Annotated in this window: 14 protein-coding genes; 2 read left to right on the top strand and 12 right to left on the bottom strand. The window is 65.6% G+C overall.

Going from position 1 to position 16,079, the window contains the following annotated elements:
• Window positions 1–16: 16 nt before the first annotated feature.
• The 6 genes from trkA to dusB form a co-directional block, all read right to left on the bottom strand.
• Complete coding sequence (trkA, locus tag GRZ55_RS04410; RefSeq protein WP_169285694.1) at window positions 17–1,393, bottom strand: Trk system potassium transporter TrkA; 1,377 nt, start codon at window positions 1,391–1,393, stop codon at window positions 17–19.
• A 63-nt stretch (window positions 1,394–1,456) separates the two neighbouring features.
• Window positions 1,457–2,818: a sigma-54 dependent transcriptional regulator gene (locus GRZ55_RS04405; RefSeq protein WP_169285693.1), complete on the bottom strand. Its 1,362-nt coding sequence runs from the start codon at window positions 2,816–2,818 to the stop codon at window positions 1,457–1,459.
• Complete coding sequence (locus GRZ55_RS04400; RefSeq protein WP_169285692.1) at window positions 2,808–5,087, bottom strand: PAS domain-containing sensor histidine kinase; 2,280 nt, start codon at window positions 5,085–5,087, stop codon at window positions 2,808–2,810. Before GRZ55_RS04400 ends, GRZ55_RS04405 begins: the two co-directional genes overlap by 11 nt.
• Window positions 5,088–5,177: 90 nt before the next feature.
• Complete coding sequence (gene ntrC, locus GRZ55_RS04395) at window positions 5,178–6,638, bottom strand: nitrogen regulation protein NR(I) (protein ID WP_169285691.1); 1,461 nt, start codon at window positions 6,636–6,638, stop codon at window positions 5,178–5,180.
• Window positions 6,635–7,759 carry a nitrogen regulation protein NR(II) gene (locus GRZ55_RS04390; protein ID WP_169285690.1) on the bottom strand — a complete coding sequence of 375 codons (1,125 nt, stop codon included), beginning with the start codon at window positions 7,757–7,759 and terminating at the stop codon, window positions 6,635–6,637. Before GRZ55_RS04390 ends, ntrC begins: the two co-directional genes overlap by 4 nt.
• The gene (dusB, locus tag GRZ55_RS04385; RefSeq protein ID WP_169285689.1) at window positions 7,756–8,784 is read right to left on the bottom strand and encodes a tRNA dihydrouridine synthase DusB; all 1,029 of its coding nucleotides are present in this window, start codon (window positions 8,782–8,784) and stop codon (window positions 7,756–7,758) included. The genes GRZ55_RS04390 and dusB overlap by 4 nt, the downstream gene beginning before the upstream one ends.
• A gap of 166 nt (window positions 8,785–8,950) precedes the next feature.
• Here dusB and GRZ55_RS04380 point away from each other — a divergent pair, with 166 nt between their 5' ends.
• Window positions 8,951–10,147, top strand: coding sequence for a bifunctional 2-C-methyl-D-erythritol 4-phosphate cytidylyltransferase/2-C-methyl-D-erythritol 2,4-cyclodiphosphate synthase (locus GRZ55_RS04380; RefSeq protein ID WP_169285688.1), 1,197 nt, complete (start codon window positions 8,951–8,953; stop codon window positions 10,145–10,147).
• Entirely contained in the window at window positions 10,144–10,638 is a 495-nt protein-coding gene (locus GRZ55_RS04375) for a CinA family protein (RefSeq protein WP_169285687.1), read from the top strand. Before GRZ55_RS04380 ends, GRZ55_RS04375 begins: the two co-directional genes overlap by 4 nt.
• Here GRZ55_RS04375 and GRZ55_RS04370 read toward each other — a convergent pair.
• The 6 genes from GRZ55_RS04370 to GRZ55_RS04345 form a co-directional block, all read right to left on the bottom strand.
• Window positions 10,635–11,099, bottom strand: a complete 465-nt coding sequence (locus tag GRZ55_RS04370) for a type II toxin-antitoxin system RatA family toxin (protein WP_169285686.1) — start codon at window positions 11,097–11,099, stop codon at window positions 10,635–10,637. The genes GRZ55_RS04375 and GRZ55_RS04370 overlap by 4 nt on opposite strands.
• 4 nt (window positions 11,100–11,103) lie before the next feature.
• A complete protein-coding gene (lipA, locus tag GRZ55_RS04365; RefSeq protein WP_169285685.1) occupies window positions 11,104–12,069 on the bottom strand; it encodes a lipoyl synthase in 966 nt (321 codons plus the stop codon).
• Between the two features lie 79 nt (window positions 12,070–12,148).
• Window positions 12,149–13,597, bottom strand: a complete 1,449-nt coding sequence (lpdA, locus tag GRZ55_RS04360; RefSeq protein ID WP_169285684.1) for a dihydrolipoyl dehydrogenase — start codon at window positions 13,595–13,597, stop codon at window positions 12,149–12,151.
• Between the two features lie 61 nt (window positions 13,598–13,658).
• Window positions 13,659–13,895: a YdcH family protein gene (locus GRZ55_RS04355; RefSeq protein ID WP_169285683.1), complete on the bottom strand. Its 237-nt coding sequence runs from the start codon at window positions 13,893–13,895 to the stop codon at window positions 13,659–13,661.
• An 80-nt stretch (window positions 13,896–13,975) separates the two neighbouring features.
• Complete coding sequence (locus GRZ55_RS04350; RefSeq protein WP_169285682.1) at window positions 13,976–14,614, bottom strand: SGNH/GDSL hydrolase family protein; 639 nt, start codon at window positions 14,612–14,614, stop codon at window positions 13,976–13,978.
• Between the two features lie 56 nt (window positions 14,615–14,670).
• Window positions 14,671–16,077 (bottom strand): pyruvate dehydrogenase complex dihydrolipoamide acetyltransferase, encoded by a 1,407-nt coding sequence (locus tag GRZ55_RS04345; protein WP_169285681.1) that lies wholly within the window; start codon window positions 16,075–16,077, stop codon window positions 14,671–14,673.
• Window positions 16,078–16,079 lie beyond the last annotated feature (2 nt).

The raw sequence follows: 16,079 nt of genomic DNA, 5'->3' as shown, positions 1-16,079 counted from the left end.
TCACTTCTCTCGGATATCAGAAGAATTCCAGGCTGACGCGGAACATCTGTTCGACCTGTTTGACCGCGCCTGCCATGGCGAAGATGACGACGCGGTCCTTGGGCTTGATCTTCAGGTCGCCGCTCGGCTTCAGCACCTGGCCGTCGCGGTAGATCGCGCCGAGGCGCATGCCTTCGGGCAGGTCCAGATCGCGCAGCGGCGGGCCGACCAATGGCGACGTCTCCAGCGCTTCGGCCTCGATGATCTCGGCAGCGCCCTTCTGCACGCTGTGGACGGCCCGGATACGCCCGCGCCGCACGTGCTGGAGCACGCGCGAGATGGTGACGGAGCGGGGGTTCACCTGCGCATCAATGCCCAATATGCCAGCGAAGTCGTGATAGGCGGGGTTGTTCAGAAGCGTCAGGTTGGACTTGCAGCCCAGCTGCTTGGCCATGACGCTCGACAGGATGTTGACCTGATCGTCATTGGTCAATGCGACCATCAGGTCGGCCTCCTGGATATCGGCCTCCATGAGCAGCTTCTGATCGAGCGCGGAACCGTGCAGGACCACGGTGCGGCGCAGCTCGTCGGCGATCGCCACCGCGCGATCGCGCGAATTCTCGATGATCTTGATTCGGGTGCGGTGCTGGCGGCTTTCAATGGTGCGCGCGACGTAGAGGCCGATATTGCCGCCACCCGCGATCACGATGCGGGTCGCCGCCTCCTCGTCATGGCCGAACAGGCCAAGCGTGCGTCGCACCTGCTCCTTCGTGGTCGCGACATAGGCAAGATCCCCGGTTATCAGCTGGTCGGTGGAATGCGGGATGAAGAGCTTTCCCTCGCGCACGACACCGACCACCGTCGAGGGCAGATCGGGGAAGAGTTCGGTCAGCTGCGCGAGCGGGGTGTTGACGACGGGGCAGTCCTCGAGACACTCGATGGCCACCATCACGATCTTGTTCTCGGCGAAACGCACGACATCCGTCGCGCCCGGCAGCGCGATGCGCCGCAGCACCATCTCGCCCACCTCGAGTTCCGGCGAGATGATGACGTCGATGGGCAGGTTCTCGCGCGAGAACAGATCCATGTAGTGGGACCGCAGATAGGATTGCGATCGGATGCGCGCGATCTTGGTGGGCACGTTGAACAGCGAATGGGCGACCTGGCAGGCCGTCATGTTGACTTCGTCGTAGAGCGTGACCGCGATCAGCATGTCGGCCTGCTGTGCCCCTGCCTGCTCGAGCATGTCGGGGTGCGAGCCGTGGCCGACATAACCGCGCACGTCAAGCGTGTCGCGGATGCCGCGGATGAGTTCCGTCGAGGTGTCGATGACCGAGACGTCGTTGCCCTCAGAGGCCAGCTTTTCGGCGATGCCGTAGCCGACCTGTCCCGCCCCGCAGATTATGACGCGCATGCCGCCCGTATCCGTCCTTCGCGATGCTCCGGCCGGGCAGCCCGGCGGAGGTTTCGTCCGCGCTTATACGCCAAGCGATTTCAGTTTGCGATGGAGCGCGGAGCGTTCCATGCCGATGAATTCGGCGGTGCGCGAGATATTGCCGCCGAAACGGTTGATCTGGGCCAGGAGATATTCGCGCTCGAAGAGTTCGCGCGCTTCGCGGAGCGGCAGCGCCATGATGTGCTGGTCGGACTGGTTCGGCGCGCGCGGCATCACGTCGCCGATCTCGGCCGGCAGCAGATCGGCGGTGATCGGCGCGCCGTCGTCGTCGCCGCGCGCCAGGATCATGAGGCGCTCGATGTTGTTGCGCAGCTGACGCACGTTGCCCGGCCAGTTGTGCGCCTGCAGGACGGCAAGTGCGTCGTCGCCGAGCCGGCGGGGTCGGATGCCGGCCTGGGCGCCCATCTGCAGCTGGAAGTGATCGACGAGGTCGGCAATGTCCTCGCGCCGTTCGGAGAGTGCCGGGACGACCACCGGCACCACGGCCAGGCGATGGTAGAGATCCTCCCGGAAGCGGCCCTCCGCGATCATCTGCTCGATGTTGCGGGCGGATGAGGAGATGATGCGCACGTCGACCTTCACGCGCTTGGTGCCCCCTACCCGCTCGAATTGCTGGTCGACCAGCACGCGCAGGATCCTGTTCTGCGTCTCGCGCGGCATGTCGGCGATCTCGTCGATATAGAGGATGCCGCCATGGGCCTCCTCCAGCGCCCCGACCTTGCGCTCGCCGCCATTGGCCTCGGTGCCGAAAAGCTCGATCTCCATGCGTTCCGGCGTGATGGTGGCGGCGTTCAGCGTCACGAAGGGCCCCTGTGCGCGCGGCGACAGGGCATGGATGGCGCGCGCCACCAGTTCCTTGCCGCTGCCCGATGGCCCGATGATCATGACGCGGCTGTTGGTCGGCGCGACGCGCTCGATCGTGTGACGCAGCTGGTTCATGGCCGCCGACTTGCCGATCAGGTCGAAGGTTTCGCCGGTGCGGCGCTTGAGATCGCTGACCTCGCGCTTGAGCTTGAAGGTCTCGAGCGCGCGTTCGGCGATGAGGATCAGGCGGTCGGCCTTGAACGGCTTCTCGATGAAGTCGTAGGCGCCGCGCTTGATGGCGGAAACGGCGGTCTCGATGGTGCCGTGGCCGGAGATCATGATGATCGGCAGTTCCGGGTGGAGCTTGCGGATATCGTCGAGCAGCGCCAGTCCGTCGAGCTTCGAGCCCTGCAGCCAGATGTCCAGAAAGATCAGGCGGGGCACCCGGTCGGCGATTGCCGCGAGCGCGCTGTCGCTGTCGAAGGCGGTGCGCGTTTCATGGCCCTCGTCGTCGAGAATGCCCGAGACCAGTTCGCGGATGTCCTCCTCGTCATCGACGATCAATATGTCAGACGCCATCTTCTACCTTTTCGTTGCTCGCTTTTGCCGCGTCGTCCCTGCTCCTGTCCGCCGGGGCAGCGGGAAGGATGATGCGAATCATGGCGCCCACGCCGCCGTGGAAATCGGAGGGGGCATCATGCAGTTCGAGTCGGCCGCCATGGTCCTCCACAATCTTGCGGACAATGGCGAGACCAAGGCCGGTGCCTTTTTCGCGGGTCGTCATGTAGGGCTCCAGCAGCCGCTGGCGGTTCTCCCGCGGCAGACCCTTGCCGTTGTCGAGGATCTCGACGCGGATGGCGTCGCCTTCGTTGCGGGCCCGCACCAGAATTTCGCCGGCCTTGTCCTCGCTCGCGCGGCCGGCGGCCTCGATCGATTCGGCCGCGTTCTTGATGAGGTTCCCGAAAGCCTGGCTGAGAAGACGCTGGTCGAAGGTGCCGGTCAGCGGCTCGGCGCCGAAATCGCGGGTGAAGGCTATCTCGGCGCGCGAGACCTCGACCAGGAAGGAGGCTTCGCGCAGCGCCTCGCGCAGGTCGAGGGTCTTCATCTCCGGCTTCGGCATGCGCGCGAAGGAGGAGAACTCGTCGACCATGCGCCCGATATCGCCCACCTGGCGGATGATCGTCTCGGTGCACTGGTCGAAGATCTCGCGGTCCTCGGTGATGACCTTGCCGAAACGCCGGCGGATCCGTTCGGCCGAGAGCTGGATGGGGGTCAGCGGGTTCTTGATCTCGTGGGCGATGCGGCGCGCGACATCCGCCCAGGCGGAGGAGCGCTGCGCGGTGACGAGATCGGTGATGTCGTCGACGGTAACGACGAAGGAGCGGCCCGAGGCGCTTGCCTGGCCGCGTTCGATGGTCACCTGGACGTTGAAGGTGCGTTCGGCGCCGCCGCGCAGGAAGGTGACCTGCTCGCGGTGCATCGGCCGGCCCGACTGCCTGCCGGCCTCGAAGACCGTTCCGACCTGCGGCAGGAGTTCCAGCAGGCTGCGCCCGATGGCGGCCTTGGCGGGGAGCCCGAGCATTCCCTCGGCGGAGCGGTTGAGGATGGCGATCCGGCCGCGCTGGTCCACGCCGATCACGCCTGCCGTCACGCCTTCCAGCACCGCCTCCGAGAAACGGCGCCGTTCGTCGATGACGTCCTTCGCCTTGATGAGCGCGTTGCGCTGGCTCTTCAGCTGGAGGAGCATCTTGTTGAAGGTGTCACCCAGGGCCGCCACGTCGCCGTCGGACGGACGCACGGGTACCGAGACGTCGAGATTGCCGGTCGCCACTTCGTCGGCGGCACCGATCAGCTGGCGGATCGGGCGCACGAGGCGGTCGGCCACGGCGATGCCCGTCCAGATCGCCGACAGGACGACGATCAGGGTTATGCCGAGATAGATGATGGCGAAGGCGAGCTGGGTCGACAGGCGGTTGCCTTCCAGCGTCCGGTATTCGTCGGTGTTGGCGCGGACGATCTGGCGCGCCCTGATGACCTCCGCATCGAGCGTGCGGATCGTGTAGAGATAGGCGTCCTCGATGTCGCGCAGCCGCACGATGGCGCCGACGATGTTGCGCACGCGCGGTTCGATGAGGACGGGAAGCCCGTCAGACGCGGTCTGGACCGCCTCGATGGGCGGATCGGGCAGGACGAAGTCCGCATTGGTGTCGGCCTGCATGATGAGCGAGCCATCCTCGCGGATCAGCGCGGCATGGTCGAGAGCGCGTGCCGTCGCATGCTGGCCGAGCAATGACCTGAAACCGGTCCGGTCCAGCTGGTAGAGCGATCGCGCCTGATCGAGGTCGTAGGCCATGGAAAGCGTCGTGCCCTGCAAATTGCGGGCATTCTCGTTCACATAGGCTTCGGCGATCGACAGCGAGGAGTTGATGATCACCCGCGTCCTGATCTCGAACCACCGGTCGAGACCGATGTCGAGCGTGATGGAGGCTATGATCGCCACCAGGATCGCCGGGATGGCCGCCACCAGGGAAAACATGGTGACGATGCGCACGTGCAGCCTGGAGGCCGCCTTGCCGCGCCGGCGCGCCTGCAGAAGACGGTGCACCTCGCGCCCGATCAGCGCGATGAGGATGCCGACGAAGATCGTGTTGATGGCGATGAGGCTCAGCGTCACCGACGTGTCGGGCGATATGGGGGTGAGGCCGAGCAGGATCGCAAACGAGATCGCCGCCGTCAGCAGCGCGCCGAGGATCGTCAATATGCCCGGCATAGCCAGAAGCCGGCGCGTATCGCGCGGGTCGGCCGTCGGTGCCGCCGCAATCGGCAAGGCTGGTGTCTGGATCGTCATGCGCAAGCCCGGGATCAATCGGCAGCATCTATGCAATGCATTGTGGCGATTGTGCAACAATCGCCTGCCGGCTGCAAATTCCCAAACGGCTCAGGCCGGGCGCGATCCCCTGTAAACATTCACGCCCAGTTCGCGGATTTTCTTGCGCAAGGTGTTGCGGTTCACGCCCAGAAGATCGGCGGCCTTGATCTGGTTGCCGCGCGTGGCCGTCATGGCCGCCATGACAAGCGGATATTCCACCTCGGCCAAAATACGCTGGTAGAGGCCCGCCGGCGGCAGTTCCGAGCCGAAACTCGCGAAATAGCGCTGCAGATATTGCTCCACCGCCTGACCGATCGAGAGATTCTCGGGAAGATTGGCCGGCTCGTCGGAGCCGATGGCGAACTCGCCCGTGCGCAGTTCCTGGTCGATGATCTCCGGGGTGATCTCGTCCTGGGGGTAAAGCGCGGCAAGCCGGCGCACCAGGTTTTCCAGCTCGCGCACATTGCCCGGCCAGGCATAACGCCGCATCTGCTCGAGACCGGCACTGGAGATTCGTTTGCCCGTAAGACCTTCCTTCTCGACCTGCGCGAAGAAGTGGCGCACGAGGTCGGCGATGTCCTCGCTGCGCTCCCGCAGGGGCGGCAGGCGCAGCGGCACGACGTTGAGGCGGTAGAAGAGGTCCTCGCGGAACAGGCCCTGATTGATGAGCGTGCGAAGATCCTTGTTGGTGGCCGCCACGATGCGAACGTCGGTGCGGATGGGCGTGCGACCGCCAACCGTCGTGTATTCGCCCTGCTGGAGCACGCGCAGAAGCCGCGTCTGGGCCTCCATGGGCATGTCGCCGATCTCGTCGAGGAACAGCGTTCCGCCCTCGGCCTGTTCGAAGCGACCGGTGGAGCGGCTCTGCGCGCCGGTGAAGGCGCCTTTCTCGTGGCCGAAAAGCTCGGACTCGATCAGATCACGGGGGATGGCGGCCATGTTGATCGCCACGAAGGGACCGTTGCGGCGCCGCCCGAAATCATGCAGCGCACGCGCCACCAGCTCCTTGCCGGTGCCGGATTCGCCGGAGATCATCACGGTGAGATCCGTCTGCATCATCCGGGCCAGCATGCGGTAGATGTCCTGCATGGCGGGCGAGCGGCCCACCAGCGGCATGGATTCGGCATGTTCTTCCGGTCGCAGGTCAGGCTTGGGGCGTTTCGGCTCCGACAGCGCACGGCTGACGATGGTCATCAGCTCGGAGAGGTCGAAAGGTTTCGGCAGATATTCGTAGGCGCCCGTCTCCGAGGCGCGGATCGCCGTCATGAAGGTGTTCTGCGCGCTCATCACGATGACCGGCAGGTCGGGACGGGCCTTCTTGATGCGCGGCAGCATGTCGAAGGCGTTCTCGTCGGGCATCACGACGTCGGTGATGACCAGATCGCCCTCCCCGGCCGATATCCAGCGCCAGAGGGTGGAGGCATTGGAGGTGACCCGCACATCGTGGCCGACGCGGGAGAAGGCCTGGCTCAGGACCGTGCGGATGGCCGCATCGTCGTCGGCGACCAGGATGTTGCCTAGTTTGGTCATGATGTCTCCGCTTGGTCGCCGCCACCGCCGTCCTGCTGCCAGGTGGGCATGAGGATACGGAAAGTCGTGCCGCGCGAGGAGGAATCGCATTCGATCACTCCCCCATGCTCGCCGATGATCTTGGCGACCAGCGCCAGCCCGAGCCCCGAGCCGTTCTGCTTGGTCGTGATGAAGGGGTCGAAGAGAATCGGAAGGATGTCCGGCGGTACGCCCGAACCGTTGTCGCGCACGCAGAATTCGAGCGGCAGCGAGACCCGGTTCTGGGTTCCCGGCACCGAGAGCCGAATGCCGGGCCGGAAGGCGGTCGACAGGACAATTTCGCCTTTCTGGTCGTTGCCGATCGCTTCCGCCGCGTTCTTCACGAGGTTGAGGAACACCTGGATGAGCTGGTCCCGATTGGCATAGACGGGCGGCAGGGACGGGTCGTAATCCTCCAGGATGCGGATATTTCGCGCAAAGCCGTTCGTGGCGATGGCCTTCACATGGTCGAGCACGACATGGATGTTGACCGGCGTGCGGTCGATCGGCCGCTCGTCGGAGAAGACCTCCATCCGGTCGACCAGCGACACGATCCTGTCGGTCTCTTCGGTAATGAGCTGGGTCAGCGCGCGATCGGCGTCCGAGACGACCGATTCCAGCAGCTGCGCTGCGCCGCGAATGCCCGAGAGCGGGTTCTTGATCTCATGGGCCAGCATGGCCGCCAGGCCGGTCACCGAGCGCGCCGCGCCGCGATGGGTCATCTGGCGCTCGATCTTGTCGGCCATCGAGCGTTCCTGGAACATGACGACTACCGATCCCGGCAGTTCGGGAACCGGAGCCACGTAGAGATCGACAACGCGCTCGGGGCCCAGCCGCGGCGAGGAGATGTCGACCCGGTACTCGTTGTAGGGCGAGCGCCGTTCGCGGACCTGCTCGACCAATGCGATCAGGGGCGAGCCGAACGGAATGTAGTAGTCCAGCGTGTTTTTCGACAGCGAGGCGGCGCTGGTGCGGAAGAAGTCCTCGGCTTCGGTATTGGCGAAGGTGATGTAGCCTTCGCCGTCCACCATGATGACGGGATGGCGGATCGTATCGAGCACGATCGCCGCCGGATTGAGGCCCTTGACCGCCGTCTGGCTCATGCCGCGCTCGCTAATGCTGGAAAGGAGGTGTCGTCGCAGAGCGCCGCGCGCAGCGCCGTCACGACCATATCGGGCTCTGTGCCCGTCAGAATGGCGCGGCGCGTGTCGGGTCCCGTGCCAGGGGCGTGGCGGTCGAGATACCAGCCAAGATGCTTGCGCGCCTGCCGCAGCCCGCTCTGCGCACCGTAGAAGGACAGCATCGCGCGGTAGTGCGCCTCGACATAGTGGGCCAGCGCTTCGCGCGTCTTCGGGATGCCGGCAGCGACGGTGCCCCTGGCCTCGGCCGCGATCTGACCGGCAAGCCACGGCGCGCCGTAATGGGCGCGGCCGACCATGACCGCATCGGCGCCGGACTGCTCCAGCATGGCCAATGCATCCGAGAGGCAGGTGACGTCGCCATTGGCGACCACAGGCACCGAAACCGCCTGCTTGACCCGGGCGATGGCCCGCCAGTCCGCCCTGCCCTTGTAGAACTGGCAGCGCGTGCGGCCATGGACGGTGATCATCCGGACGCCCGCCGCTTCGGCGCGCCTGGCGATTTCGGGTGCGTTGAGCGCGGTCTCGTCCCAGCCGAGCCGCATCTTGACCGTGACGGGGACGCGAACAGCTTCCGCCACCGCCTCGATCAGCGACAGTGCGCGGTCGGGCTCGCGCATCAGCGCGGAGCCGCAATAGCCGCCGGTCACCTTCTTGGCAGGGCAGCCCATATTGATGTCGATGATATCGGCGCCCTCGCCTTCCGCGATGCGCGCGCCCTCGGCCATCCATTCGGGATCGCGGCCGGCAAGCTGCACCATGTGCACGGGAACGTCGGGCCGGCGGATGCGCAGCGCCGACTGGCGCCTGCCTTTGGCAAGTTCGCCGCTCGCCACCATTTCCGAAACCACGAGCCCGGCCCCATGCGCGGTCGCCAGGCTGCGAAACGGCAGATCGGTGATACCCGACAGCGGTGCGAGGAACACCCTGTTCAAGAGGATCGCATCGCCCAGCGCGAGCGGTCTGGTCAGGAGTTCGGCTGAGGTCATGCACAAAAACCAAGCATAAGGCGGTCGTGCCCAACATGTAGCCACGTTCGCCGGAGCGCGCAACCGCCAATCACGGTTGCGCGAGCAGGATGGTGAATTTCTCTGGCAATTGGACGTGTCGGGTTCTAACCCTCCCCGGAGACAAGGTGCAAGGCGCAAGGAAACCATGGCGGCGAGGATCGGAGTGGTGATCGTGGCGGCGGGACGCGGCGAACGCGCCGGCGCCACCACGGAAGGGCCGAAGCAATACCGGCGCATCGGCGGCCAGCCCGTCCTGCGCCATACGCTTCAGGCGTTTCTCGCCCATCCGGCCATCTCGGCCGTGGCCGTCGCCATCCATCCCGACGACGGCGAGCACTTCGCGACGGCGGCTGCCGACTTCGGCGATGACGTGGTCGCGGTGCCCGGCGGCGCTTCCCGCCAGGCCTCGACCCGACTCGCCATGCTGGAGCTCGCCGATCGCGGCCTCGATGCCGTGCTCATCCATGACGGGGTACGGCCATTCGTGGATGCGGCGCTGATCGACCGGGTCGTGGAGGCGATCGGGCCGCAGTCCGGCGCCCTGCCCTGCCTGCCCGTGTCGGACACGCTCAAGACGGGCGAGAACGGGCTGGTGGCGCGTACCGTCGACCGCAGCGGCCTCTTCGCGGCCCAGACCCCGCAGGGTTTTCCCTTCGCACCCATCCTGGCCGCCCATGAGCGTGCCCATGCCGAGGGGCGCGAGGATTTCACCGACGACGCCGCGATCGCCGAATGGGCCGGCCTTCCGGTTCGCCTCGTGGCGGGTTCCGCCGACAATGTGAAACTGACCTGGGCAAGGGATATCGACATGGCCGACACAAGGCTGAACGGTGCCGCGCCGGCCTTTCCGGACATCCGGACAGGCAATGGCTACGACGTCCATCGCTTCGCGCCGGGCGACCATGTCACGCTGTGCGGCGTCGCCATCCCGCATGACCGGCGGCTCGATGGCCACTCGGATGCCGATGTGGGACTCCATGCGCTCACCGACGCTCTGCTGGCTACCTGCGGGGCGGGCGACATCGGCACGCATTTCCCGCCCTCGGATCCGCAGTGGAAGGGTGCTGCCTCGCACATCTTCGTGGAAGCGGCGGCGCGGATCGTGCGGCAGAAGGGCGGGCGCATCGCCAATGCCGACGTGACCCTGATCTGCGAGGCGCCCAAGATCGGGCCGCACCGGGAAAAGATGGTCGCCGCCATGGCCGCCATGCTGGGCATCGCGCCGGACCGCGTTTCGGTGAAGGCGACCACGAATGAGGGCCTGGGCTTCCTGGGCCGCCAGGAAGGAATCGCCGCCATCGCCACCGCCTCCGTCGCCTATCCCGGGAGCCTGCCGGAATGAGCCCGACAGAGGTCGTGGCCCGAACCGTCCTCGATGCCTGCCGCGCCAAGGGCATGAAGATCGTCGCGGCCGAGTCCTGCACCGGCGGCATGGTGGCGGCCGCGCTGACCGACATCGCCGGCTCCTCCGACGTGTTCGAGCGGGGCTTCGTGACCTATTCCAACGAAGCCAAGCAGGAACTGCTTGGTGTCGGCGAGGAGACACTCGCGGCCCATGGAGCGGTGTCGGCGGAGACGGCCCGCGAAATGGCCCAAGGCGCGCTCGCCCGTTCGCATGGCGACATCGCGGTTTCGATCACCGGGATTGCCGGTCCTGGCGGGGGCTCGGACGAAAAGCCTGTCGGGCTGGTCTGGTTCGCGGTGGCAGTGCGGGGCGAGGATGCGCAGGCGCATCGCATGCTCTTCCCGGACGAAGGCCGCGCCGCCATCAGGGCAGCCGCCACACGTTTCGCGCTGGATCTCTTGTCGCAAGCGGCAGGTCGCCGCCCCTAACTCGTCGCCGCCTGACGGCCGTAGACCTCGTCGGCGCGCTTTTCGAAGGCTTCGGCGAATTTGCGGAAGGCGCGGTCGAACATGGCACCCATCAGCGCGCCGAGGATGCGGCTCTTGAACTCGTAGTCGATGTGGAAATGGACCAGGCAGCCGCCGCCCTCCTTCGGCTCGAAGGTCCAGCGGTTTTCCAGATGCCGGAACGGGCCATCGACATAACGCACGTCGATCAGGTTCTTGTCCGGCCTGAGCACCACCTGGCTGGTGAAAGTCTCGCGGATGGCCTTGTAGCCGACGGTCATGTCGGCGACGAGCAGGGTGATGCCCTCCCGTTCCCGACGCGAGCGCACCGACAGCGCCTCGCACATGGGCAGGAATTGCGGGTATTGCTCGACATCCGCCACCAGCGCGAACATGTGCTCGGGCGAATGGGCGACCCGGCGGGTGGTTTCGTATTGGGGCATGTCGTCAGGCCGAGAGCGCGAGCTTGGCCTGGCGCGCGGCGCGCAGGCGGTCGAAATCCTCGCCCGCGTGATGCGACGAGCGGGTCAGCGGGCTCGAGGCGACCATCAGGAAGCCCTTGGAATAGGCGGTGGTCTCGTAGCCCTTGAACTCTTCCGGTGTGACGAACTTCATCACCGGGTGGTGCTTGCGGCTCGGCTGCAGGTACTGGCCGATGGTGATGAAGTCGACATCGGCGGTGCGCAGATCATCCATCAATTGCAGGACCTCGTTTCGCTCCTCGCCAAGCCCGACCATGATTCCGGATTTGGTGAACATGGTGGGGTCGAGTTCCTTGACCCGCTGCAGGAGCCGGATCGAGTGGAAATAGCGCGCGCCGGGCCGGACCTTCAGATACCTGGATGGCACGGTTTCCAGATTGTGGTTGAAGACGTCGGGGCGAGCCTCGACCACCCTTTCGAGAGCACCGGGCTTGCGCAGGAAGTCGGGTGTGAGAATCTCGATCGTCGTGCCGGGGGCTGCCTTGCGGATCGCCTCAATCACCTCGACGAAATGCTGCGCGCCACCATCGTCGAGATCGTCACGATCGACCGAGGTGATGACGACGTGGTTGAGACCCATCTTGGCCACGGCGCGGGCCACCTGCTCGGGCTCGCTGCGATCGAGCGGCGCGGGAATGCCGGTCGCCACATTGCAGAAGGCGCAGGCGCGAGTGCAGATCTCGCCCATGATCATGAAGGTGGCGTGCTTCTTGTCCCAGCACTCGCCGATATTGGGGCAGCCGGCCTCCTCGCAGACAGTGACCAGCCCGTGCGACTTCACGATCTCGCGGGTTTCCAGATAGCCCTTGGAGACCGGAGCGCGCACGCGGATCCAGTCCGGCTTACGCTGGATCTCGGTGTCGGGCCGATGCGCCTTTTCCGGATGCCGGGGGCGCGGCTTGTGTGTCGTGTTGTCGAGGACAGTGACCATGTTTCGGTGCCGTTTTCTCTTTCGAGCCATATAGGCTCTGTCGGGTCCGGATGTAACCACCCGGACCGGCGGTGAACTCTCACATATTCAGCGCCTTCCCATACGCATCCAGCACGCTTTCCTTCATCATCTCCGACAGGGTCGGATGCGGGAAGATCGTGTGCATCAGCTCTTCCTCTGTCGTCTCCAGGTTCATGGCGACGACGAAGCCCTGGATGAGTTCGGTCACTTCCGCGCCGACCATGTGGGCGCCCAGCAACTCGCCCGTCTTCTTGTCGAAGATGGTCTTGACCAGGCCCTGGTCCTCGCCAAGTGCGACCGCCTTGCCGTTGGCGACGAAGGGGAAACGGCCGACGCGGATGTCGTGGCCCTTTTCCTTGGCCTTCGCCTCGGTCAGGCCGACGGAGGCCACCTGCGGGTGGCAATAGGTGCAGCCGGGCACGAGTGCCTTGTCGAGCGGATGGACACCCTTCTCGCCGGCGATCTTCTCGACGCAGATCACGCCCTCATGCTCGGCCTTGTGGGCCAGCATCGGCGGGCCGGCGACGTCGCCGATCGCATAGACGCCCTCGACGCTGGTGCGGCACCATTCGTCGATGGCGATCGTGCCGCGTTCGAGCTTCACGCCGATCTCTTCCAGGCCGAGGTTTTCGACATTGCCCTGCACGCCGACGGCCGAGATCAGCCGGTCGGCGGTGATCTGCTGGACCTTGCCGTCCTTGGTCTCGACATGGGCGGTGACGGAGTTCGAGCCCTTCTCGACCTTCGCGACCTTGGCTTCGAGCATAAATTTCATGCCCTGCTTCTCCAGCCGCTTCTGGGCGAATTTGGAGATCTCGGCATCCTCGACCGGCATGATGTTGGGCATCATCTCGATGACCGTCACCTCCGCTCCCATGGTGCGGTAGAAGGAGGCGAATTCGATGCCGATGGCCCCTGACCCCATCACGATCAGCGATTTGGGCATTTCGGCCGGGACCATGGCCTCGAAATAGGTCCAGATCAGCTTTCCGTCCGGCTCGATGCCGGGCAGCACGCGCGGGCGGGCGCCCGTCGCCACGATGATGTGTTTGGCGGAATAGGTGCCCTCGCCCAGCGTGTTCTTCGGCGCCGGCGCGGCCGGCTCCATCGGCTTCTTGGACGGCTTCGACACCTTGATCTCGTTGGCCTTGACGAATTTCGCCTCGCCCCAGATCACGTCGACCTTGTTCTTCTTCATCAGCATGCCGACGCCGCCATTCATGCGCTGGGCAATGCTGCGCGCGCGGTCGACCACGGCCTTGACGTCGGGCGAGATCGTGCCGTCGAGCTTCAGGCCGTAATCACTGGCATTCTCGGCGAAATGCATCACTTCGGCGGAGCGCAGGAGCGCCTTGGTGGGGATGCAGCCCCAGTTGGAGCAGATGCCACCAAGATGCTCGCGCTCCACGACCGCGGTCTTCATACCGAGTTGCGCCGCCCGGATGGCGGCGACATAGCCACCCGGTCCGCCGCCGATGATGATGATGTCGTAGCTCTTGTCTGCCACGGCTTGCTCCCTTTTCCATGCGGGCCTTTGCCCTCGGAGACGGAATGCAGCCGCAGCCAGATTACGCGGTCAGCATTCCGTATATCTCGTCCTTCAGCCGCATCCGGCTCTTGCGCATCTCTTCAAGATGCATGTCGTCGGTCGGCTCAACCTTGGTCTCGGCGCGATGAACCGCACGGTTCACCTCGTGATATTCGTCGAACAGCCTGGCGAAATGCCCGTCGGACGACTTGAGATCACGGATCCTGTCGACATGTTCGGGAAATTCCTCGGCCAGTTCATGCGGGGTGTGGGACATGGAAAAACGACTCCTCTCGTTGCCGTCTCCACGCTTAGCCCGCCGCCATCACACCTCCTTGATCGGCATCAACGCCACGCTCACAATCCCAGCATCATGCGCACGACCGGTTCCAGACCCTTCCCGATGGCACGGGTGTTCTTCGCGTCGAGATGCACCCCGTCGACCGGCGAGGCCTTCGCCACCGAGCCGGCATCGAAGAAGCCGCAGCCCAATTCGTCGGCGAGATCGGCATAGAGGCTGCCCAGCATGTGCGACTGCTCGACACCGCCCTCGAAAGCGGCTGCAAAATCGGGATCACCCGTCTCGACCATGGGCGGGGGCGCGACGACGAGAATTTCCGGCGTTTCGGCGCCGAGCGACCATGGGTGGGTCCGCACGATCTCGATCAGCCGGCGCATGCCCTTGGCGGCCACGACCGCCCTGCCCGCAATCCACGGCTTCATGTCATTGGAGCCGAGCATGATGATGACGAGGTGAAGCGGCGCGTGGCTGGCCAGCAGCGTCGGCAGGGTACGCGCGCCATTGCGTTCGGCGGGGCCTGCGTGATCGTCGAAAGTGGTGGTGCGGCCATTGAGGCCTTCCGCCACGACGATCGCCCGCTCGCCGAGGGTCGCCTGCAACACCGATGGCCAGCGGTCGGCCAGCGCATGGCGCCCCGGTCCCTCCGGGTCGTAACCCCAGGTCAGGGAATCGCCATAGCAGAGGATGGTTTTCATCTGGAGTCCTCGAGGGCGCGACCACCCTCCCCGCAAGGGGAGGGTTGGGAAGCGGCTTAGACCAGCATCCCCATCGGGTTTTCGATGTAGCGCTTGAAGGCGGAGAGCAGCTCGGCGCCCAGCGCGCCGTCGACGGCACGGTGGTCGGTCGACAGCGTTACCGACATGACGGTCGCTATCGCAACGGCGCCGTTCTTCACCACCGCGCGCTGTTCGCCCGCGCCGACGGCCAGGATGGTGGCATGCGGCGGGTTGATGACGGCGGCAAAATCCTTGATGCCGAACATGCCCAGATTGGAGACCGCCGTCGTGCCGCCCTGATATTCCTCGGGCTTCAGGCGCTTGTTGCGGGCACGTCCCGCAAGATCCTTCATCTCGTTGGCGATCGCCGACAGCGTCTTTTCCTCGGCGCGGCGCACGATCGGCGTGATCAGGCCGCCGGGAATGGAGACGGCGACGCCGACATCGGAATGCCTGTGCTTGAGCATGCCGCCTTCGGTCCAGGAGGCGTTGGCGTCGGGCACGTCGCGCAGCGCCAGGGCCATCGCCTTGATGACCATGTCGTTGACCGACACCTTGTAGGCAGGCTCCTCGCCCTTCTCCGTCTTGCGGGAGGGTGCCGCGTCGTTGATCTGCTTGCGAAGCGCGAGAAGCGCATCGAGCTCACAGTCGAGCGTGAGATAGAAATGCGGGATGGTCGACTTGGCCTCGACCAGCCGGCGGGCGATGGTCTTGCGCATGCTGTCATGCGGCACGAGCTCGTAGGAGCCTTCCTCGAACAGCTTCAGCACCGCATCGTCCGACATGGCGCGCGGGGCGGGTGCTGGCGCAGCTGCCGCCTTCTCTGCGGCCGGAGCGGCCTTCGGAGCTCCGCCCTTGGCGGCCGCCTCGACATCGGCCTTGACCACGCGACCGCGCGGTCCCGAACCCGAGATGGCCGACACGTCGATGCCGGCGTCCTTGGCGATGCGGCGGGCGAGCGGCGAGGCGAAAATGCGCGCGCCCTCGTCCCTGGCAACCGGCTTTTCAGAAGGACTGGCGGCGGCGCCATTGGACTTGGCGGGTTCAGCTTGCTCCTTGCTGCCGGGCAGCGAAGTGGCACCATCCCCCTCCGTCGACTTCGTCGACACCTCCCCCGCAGGGGGGGAGGATGGCATCTCGGTCTTCTCCGGCTTGGCCTCGGCTTTTCCGCCCGCACTGGCGGCAGCCTTCACGTCCTCGCCCTCTTCGGCCAGCACCGCAATCACGGCATTGACCTTCACGCCCTCGGTGCCTGCCGGTACGAGCAGCTTGGCCACCGTGCCCTCGTCGACGGCCTCGACCTCCATGGTCGCCTTGTCGGTCTCGATCTCGGCGATCACGTCGCCCGGCGCGACCGAATCCCCCTCCTTGACCAGCCATTTGGCGAGGTTGCCCTCCTCCATGGTGGGCGACAGGGCGGGCATGGTGATGTTGATCGGCATGG

This window comes from Chelativorans sp. ZYF759 (assembly GCF_012911015.1).
Lineage (GTDB): Bacteria > Pseudomonadota > Alphaproteobacteria > Rhizobiales > Rhizobiaceae > ZYF759.
Note: the sequence above shows the minus strand (reverse complement) of the source record. Positions and strands in the feature narration are given on the sequence as shown.